Origin of the sequence: Streptomyces sp. NPDC058758 (assembly GCF_042746075.1) — a bacterium.
In the GTDB taxonomy this organism is placed as follows: Bacteria; Actinomycetota; Actinomycetes; order Streptomycetales; family Streptomycetaceae; genus Streptomyces.
The window spans coordinates 172,855-179,110 of sequence record NZ_JBHYPS010000013.1 but is presented as its reverse complement, the minus strand read 5'-3'; the positions used below and the strand labels follow the sequence as shown (position 1 = coordinate 179,110).

Genomic DNA, 6,256 nt, shown 5'->3' with positions numbered 1-6,256 from the left:
CCGACGCCGACTGACCCGACGCCGACGCCGACTGACCCGACGCCGACGCCGACTGACCCGACGCCGACGCCGACTGACCCGACGCCGACGCCGACTGACCCGACGCCGACGCCGACCGACCCCACTCCCACGCCGACCGACCCGACGCCGTCCCCGACCGACCCCACTCCCACGCCGACCGAGCCCACCCCCACGCCGACCGAGCCCACCCCCAGCCCGACCGACTCCGCCGACGGCGGTCTGACGGACGGCGGCATGACGGACGGCGGTGGCTCCGACGGCGGCGGTTCCGACGGTGGTTACGGCGACGACTCCGGCGGGAGCACCGGGGGCCACCACGGTCCCGACGGGGGCGGCGAACTCCCCGAGACCGGCGCCGGCACCGGCGAGGTCGTCATGGGCGTGACGGCGGCCGGCCTCGCGCTCGGCGGCGGTCTCCTCGTCGCCGTCAGCCGCCGGCGCCGTCGGTCGAACGGCGCAGCCTGACGGTGACGCCCTCGCGGGCCGACCGCCGGGCCGCCTCCAGGACGTCCAGGGCGGCTGCCGCCTCGTGCGCGGTGACCGGGTTCGGCCCGGCGCCGCGCACGGCGGCGGCGACGGCCGCGTAGTACGCCGGATAGTTCCCCGGCACCGACTCGACCGGCGTGCCGCCGCCGGTCAGCGGGGACTCGCCGGAACCGATCCGGCCCCACAGCGACTCGGGCTCCGTGCCCCAGGCCGTGCCGGGGCCGGGCCGCAGGCCCTCGCGCAGCGCCGCCTCCTGCGGGTCGAGGCCGTACGTCACGAAGCCGGCGCGCTGCCCGAGCACCCGGAAGCGGGGGCCGAGCTGGGCGGCGGTGGCGCTCACGTAGAGGTGGGAGCGGACGCCGTTCGCGTGCGTGAGCGCGAGGAAGGTGTCGTCGTCGGCCTCCGCGCCCGGGCGGCGCACGTCCGACTCGGCGTAGACGGAGACGACCGGGCCGAAGAGGACCAGCGCCTGGTCGACGACGTGGCTGCCGAGGTCGTACAGCAGGCCGCCGATCTCCTCCGGGGCGCCGGACTCGCGCCAGCCGCCCTTGGGCCGCGGCCGCCACCGCTCGAAGCGGGACTCGAAGCGCTGGACCTCGCCCAGCTCGCCCTCCTCCAGGAGGCGGCGGAGGGTGAGGAAGTCGCTGTCCCAGCGCCGGTTCTGGAAGACGGACAGCAGCAGGCCGCGCTCCTCGGCGAGCGCCGCGAGGCCGCGCGCCTCCTCGGCGGTGGCGGCGAGAGGCTTGTCGACGACGACCGGCAGGCCCGCCTTCAGGGCGGCCTCGGCGATCGGGACGTGGGTCTTGTTCGGGGAGGCGACGACGACGAGGTCCAGCTCCGGGGCCCCGTCCGCCCAGAGTTCCTCGGGCCGGGCGAGCACCCGGACGCCGGGGTGGGCGGCCCGGGCCTCGGCGGCGCGTTCGGGGTTGCCGGTGGTGACCGCGGCGAGCGCCAGGCCGGGGGTGGCGGCGATCAGCGGGGCGTGGAAGACGGAGCCCGCGAGGCCGTAGCCGACGAGGCCGACGCGGAGGGGGAGGGGGGTGGTCGTCATGCACGCCACTTAAGCAACGCTGTTGCCGAAGTGCAAGCAAGGGGGAGAATGGGCCGGTGACGGTGATGAGGAGAGACCCCGGCGGCGCGAACCTGGCGGCGCTGCGCGGCCACAACGCGGCGCTCGTGCTCGACCTGCTGCGCACGGCGGGGCGGGAGGGTATCAGCCGGCTCGAACTCGCCGAGCGCACCGGCCTCACCCCGCAGGCCGTCAGCAAGATCACCGCCCGGCTGCGCGCCGGGGGCCTGGTCGCGGAGGCCGGCCGTCGCGCCTCGACCGGCGGCAAGCCCCGTACGGTCCTGCGCCTGGTCCCCACCGCCGCGTACGCCGTCGGCGTCCACCTCGACCGCGACGAACTCACCCTCGCCCTCACGGACCTCACCGGCGCCCCGCTCGCCGTCCGCCGCCGCCCCCTGGCCCTGGCCGACGGGCCGCCCCCGGTCCTGGCGGCGGTGACGGACGGCGTACGCGCCCTGCTGGCCGAGGCCCTGCCGAAGGCGCCGGACGGGAGGTGGACGCCCCCGGACCCGGCCCGGGCGGAGACGCCCGACCCGGCCGCCGCCGCCCCGGCAGCCCCGGCCACCTCCGGCCCCGCCCTTGCCATCTCCGGCCCGCCCCCCTCCGGCCCCGTCGCCCCCGGGCTCGTGCTGGGCGTCGGGGTGGCCATGCCCGGGCCGCTGGACCACCGGCTCGGCGTGCCGGGGCGGGTGACGGGTGCGCCGGCGTGGGAGGGGTGCGCGGTGCGGGACGTGCTGGAGGCGGGGCTCGGGCTGCCCGTCGCGCTCGACAAGGACACCAACGCCGCCGCCCTCGGCCTCGCCGTCCGGCCCGGCGCGCCCCGCTCCTTCGCCTACGTCCACCTCGGTACGGGGCTCGGCGCCGGCCTCGTCGTCGGCGGCGCCCCGCTGCGGGGCGGACGGACCGGGGCGGGCGAGCTCGGCCACCAGACCGTCCAGCTCGACGGGCCGCCGTGCGGCTGCGGGGCGCGAGGCTGCCTGGAGGTGCTGTGCCTGGCGGCGGTGGCGCGCGGGGAACTGCCCGAGGCCGCGCGGATCCTCGGCACCGGCGCGGCCAATCTGGTCCGGCTCCTCGACATCGACCGCGTCCTGCTCGGCGGCCGGGTGGTGCTGGGGGCGCCCGAGGTCTTCGCGGGCGGCGTCCGCGCGGTCCTGGCCGGCCTCCGGCTGCCGGCGCCCGTCGAGGTCGCGGCCGCCCCGGACGCCGTGGCCCTGGGAGCCGCCCAGCTGGTGCTGGCCCCGTTCTTCGGTCGGGTCCCGCCGACGGGTTCGTCGGAAGACCGGATCACCGGACCATAGGCCGATCGGGCGGATCCGGCGGGCCGCTCGCGGCCCGGGCGGTGTCGCCGGGCGTTCCGGCGCGGGCGGTGTGGCAGCGTCGCGGGCGAGCCGTACGTCCGCGAGCAGCAAAGGCATATGCCCATGGCACCCGCTCCCCGATCCCCGCGCGGCGCCCGCGCCCTCGCCGCCGCGGCCGTCACCCTGGCCGGCACCCTGTTCTCCGCGCCCGCCTCCGCGGCCCCCGCCACAGCCCCGGCCACTCCGGCCGTCCCGGCCACTCCGGCCGTCCCCGTCCCCCCGGCCGCCCTCGCCCTCGCCCTCGCCCCCGCCCCCGCGCCCGCTCCCGCTCCCGCCCCCGCCCCCGCCCCCGCGCCCGTCTGCGGCCGGGACTCCGACGCCGGGTTCCCGCTCGACACGCGGATCCAGGACGGCCCGGCCGACTATCCCGCCGGAGGGGCGTTCAGGTCCTGGGAGCTGGAGCTGCGGAACACCACCGGCAGCGCCTGCACGGGGGTGCACCCGGTGCTGGTCCTGGCGGACGAGGACCGGGTGCTGCGGCCCGAGCAGATCCGGCTGGAGTTCTACGACGCGGGCGGCGAGCGCTGGCGGCGGGTCGCGTTCGAGGCGACCGAGGAGGCGGAGAGCGTCGGCGCGTTCACCGGCTTCGACGGCTTCTCCGTGCCCGCCCGCCGGACCGTCACCGTCCCCGTCCGGCTGGCCTTCCGGGCGGACGCCGTCCCCGAGGAGGTCGTGGTCAACGCCGCGCTCGTCCAGCGCCGGGGCGCCGACGGCGACTGGGTCGGCCGCTCCGACGACTACCGCCTCACGATCGGTCCGCCCGAGCCCGCCGCCCCCACGGCGCGGGCCACCCCGTCCGCCCCCGCCGACCCGGCGGCCACCGCGCCCGCCCCCGTACCCACCGCCGCGCCCCCTCCCGTACCCACCGCCGTGCCCACCCCCGTGCCCGGCGGACCGACCCCTCCCTTTCCCCCGCCTTCCTCTCCCTCTCCCTCTCCACCTCCGCCCCCGTCCCCGCCCGCCGGCCTGGCCCCCGGCGACCCGGCCCGCCCCGAACTCGCCCACACGGGACGGGAAGAGGCCGCCCGCCTGGCCCCCTGGGCGGCGGCCCTCGCCCTCGCCGGCGCCCTCCTCGCCCGCACCGCCCGCCGCCTGCGCCGCCCCTGACCCGGCCCCGCCCCGACTCCGGCCCCGGCCCAGCCCCTGCCCCGCACCGCCCCCGCCCCGACTCCGGCCCAGCCCCCGCCCCGGCTCCCCTCCCCTCCCCTCCCGTCCCCTCCCGTCCCGCCCTCGAACCCGCAGGCCACCCCGCGTACACCCTCCCGTTCACCCCCGTCTGCGACGATCGGCCGATGAACCACCACCACGCCCCGAGCGCCCCCGGCGCCCCCGTCCGCTCCGGCGTCCCGGAGCACGGCCGGGTGCCCAAGTACTACGCCGTGAAGGCGCGACTCGCCGTGCTCGTCGACGAGTTGGGGGAGGGCGACGCGTTGCCCACCGAGCGGGACCTCGCCGTCCGGTACGAGGTGTCGCGGGAGACCGTCCGGCAGGCCCTGCGCGAGCTGCTCCTGGAGGGCAGGCTGCGCCGGCGGGGGCGGGGCACGGTGGTCGCCGGGCCCAAGCTGGAGCAGCCGCTCTCCCTCGCCAGCTACACCGAGGGCGTCCGCCGCCAGGGCCGCCGGCCGGGCCGCGGCATCGTCTCCCTCGACCGCTTCCCCTGCCCCGACGCGCTCGCCCCCGAGGTCGGCGCGGCGCCCGGCGCGCCCGTCTGGCACATGGAGCGGGTGCTGCTCGCCGACGACGAGCGGGTCGGCCTGGAGAGCACGTACGTCTCCGTGGCCCGGGTCCCGGACCTCGACTCCGACTTCGACCCCGACTCGTCCTTCTACGGCTACCTCCGGGACCGGCTCGGCATCTCCTTCGGCGACGCCGACGAGCGGATCGAGACCGTGCTGGCCACCCCGCGCGAGGCCCTGCTCATCGGCACCCCGCCCGCCCTGCCGATGCTGCTGCTGCACCGCCTCTCCCGCGACGAGGACGGGCGGCCCCTGGAGCGGGTCCGCACCCTCTACCGCGGCGACCGCTTCAGCTTCACCACCCACCTCGGCCGCCAGGAATGACCCGAAAGGTCCCGGTACCGCCCTCCCTCCGGATCACGGAAGGGTAACGGGTCTGGTCCAAGCTTGTCGGGCCGTTCACCGTCCCGTCGCCCGTCCGACCGGCCCGGGCCACCCGCCGCCCCGACCGTGGACGGCATGAAGGTGATCGTCGTAGGAGCCGGCGTGGTGGGCACCATGCACGCCTGGCAGGCAGTGGAACGCGGCCACGAGGTCGTGCACATCGAGCGCGAGGCCGAGGCGCGCGGAGCCTCCCTGAGGAACTTCGGCCAGATCTGGGTCAGCGGCAGGGCGGGCGGCGAGGAACTCGACACCGCCCTGCGCGCCCGCGAACTCTGGGAGTCCGTCGGCGCCCGCGTCCCCGGCCTCGGCTTCCGGGCCAACGGCTCCCTCACCCCCGTCCGGGGCGAGCTGGAGCTGGCCGTCGCCGAGGCGGCCGTCGCCCGCGCGGACGCCCCCGCGCGCGGCTACAAGCTGCTCACCCCCGAGGAGGCGCGGGCGGTCAACCCGGCCCTGCGCGGCGCCTTCGACGCCGCCCTGTGGTGCGAGCGGGACGCCGCCGTCGAGCCGCGCACCGCCCAGCTCGCCCTCCGCGAGGCGCTCCTCGCCACTGGCCGCTACACCTTCCTCCCGAACCGCGAGGTCCGCGAGGTCGTCGGCGAGCACGCCGTCCGCGACGACCACGGCGAACTCCACGGCGGCGACGCCGTCGTGCTGTGCACCGGCGCCTGGCTCTCCGGCCTGGTCCGCGAGGTCGCCGGGCCAGTCCCCGTCCGCCGCGTCCGCCTCCAGATGATGCAGACCGCGCCGCTCGGCGAACCGCTGACCACCTCCGTCGCCGACGCCGACTCCTTCCGCTACTACCCGGCCTACGCGTCGAGCGCCCTGGACGCGCTCAACGCCGGCCAGGCGCAGGACCCGACCGCCGCCGCCCACAAGATGCAGCTGCTCATGGTGCAGCGCCTCGACGGCGGGCTGACCATCGGCGACACCCACGAGTACGAGCACCCCTTCGCCTTCGACACCGTCGAGGACCCCTACGAGCACCTGGTCCGCGTCGTCGAGTCGCTGCTCGGCCGCCCGCTGCCGGCGATCCGCCGCCGCTGGGCCGGCGTGTACGCGCAGTGCGTGGACACCACCCGGGTCGTGCACCGGCAGCGGGTGCGGGACGGGGTCTGGCTCGTGACCGGACCCGGCGGCCGCGGCATGACGTGCTCGCCCGCCATCGCCGAGACGACCGCGAACGAACTGGGCTGGTGACACGC

At 77.9% G+C, this 6,256-nt stretch carries 7 protein-coding genes; 5 read left to right on the top strand and 2 right to left on the bottom strand.

The annotated features are described in order from the left end of the window. The coding region (locus tag ACFW6A_RS18430) for a hypothetical protein (RefSeq protein ID WP_386641475.1) at positions 1–257 on the bottom strand (257 nt) is incomplete at its 3' end. Between ACFW6A_RS18430 and ACFW6A_RS18425 the strand changes: the two genes are divergently transcribed. Next, entirely contained in the window at positions 256–486 is a 231-nt protein-coding gene (locus ACFW6A_RS18425; protein ID WP_386641472.1) for an LPXTG cell wall anchor domain-containing protein, read from the top strand. The two genes, ACFW6A_RS18430 and ACFW6A_RS18425, sit on opposite strands and share 2 nt — an antisense overlap. Here ACFW6A_RS18425 and ACFW6A_RS18420 read toward each other — a convergent pair. Continuing rightward, positions 449–1,558, bottom strand: coding sequence for a Gfo/Idh/MocA family oxidoreductase (locus ACFW6A_RS18420; RefSeq protein ID WP_351841947.1), 1,110 nt, complete (start codon positions 1,556–1,558; stop codon positions 449–451). The two genes, ACFW6A_RS18425 and ACFW6A_RS18420, sit on opposite strands and share 38 nt — an antisense overlap. Before the next feature lie 65 nt (positions 1,559–1,623). On the opposite strand from ACFW6A_RS18420, the gene ACFW6A_RS18415 reads away from it, so the two are divergent. The 4 genes from ACFW6A_RS18415 to ACFW6A_RS18400 all read left to right on the top strand — a co-directional run bounded on the left by ACFW6A_RS18415 (position 1,624) and on the right by ACFW6A_RS18400 (position 6,251). After that, positions 1,624–2,874 carry an ROK family transcriptional regulator gene (locus ACFW6A_RS18415; protein ID WP_351842075.1) on the top strand — a complete coding sequence of 417 codons (1,251 nt, stop codon included), beginning with the start codon at positions 1,624–1,626 and terminating at the stop codon, positions 2,872–2,874. Positions 2,875–2,997: 123 nt separating this feature from the next. Beyond that, positions 2,998–4,041 carry a hypothetical protein gene (locus tag ACFW6A_RS18410; RefSeq protein WP_351841945.1) on the top strand — a complete coding sequence of 348 codons (1,044 nt, stop codon included), beginning with the start codon at positions 2,998–3,000 and terminating at the stop codon, positions 4,039–4,041. Positions 4,042–4,226: 185 nt separating this feature from the next. Next, positions 4,227–4,994 carry a GntR family transcriptional regulator gene (locus ACFW6A_RS18405; protein WP_351841943.1) on the top strand — a complete coding sequence of 256 codons (768 nt, stop codon included), beginning with the start codon at positions 4,227–4,229 and terminating at the stop codon, positions 4,992–4,994. A gap of 135 nt (positions 4,995–5,129) precedes the next feature. Next, positions 5,130–6,251: a TIGR03364 family FAD-dependent oxidoreductase gene (locus ACFW6A_RS18400; protein WP_351841941.1), complete on the top strand. Its 1,122-nt coding sequence runs from the start codon at positions 5,130–5,132 to the stop codon at positions 6,249–6,251. The last annotated feature ends 5 nt before the right edge of the window (positions 6,252–6,256 follow it).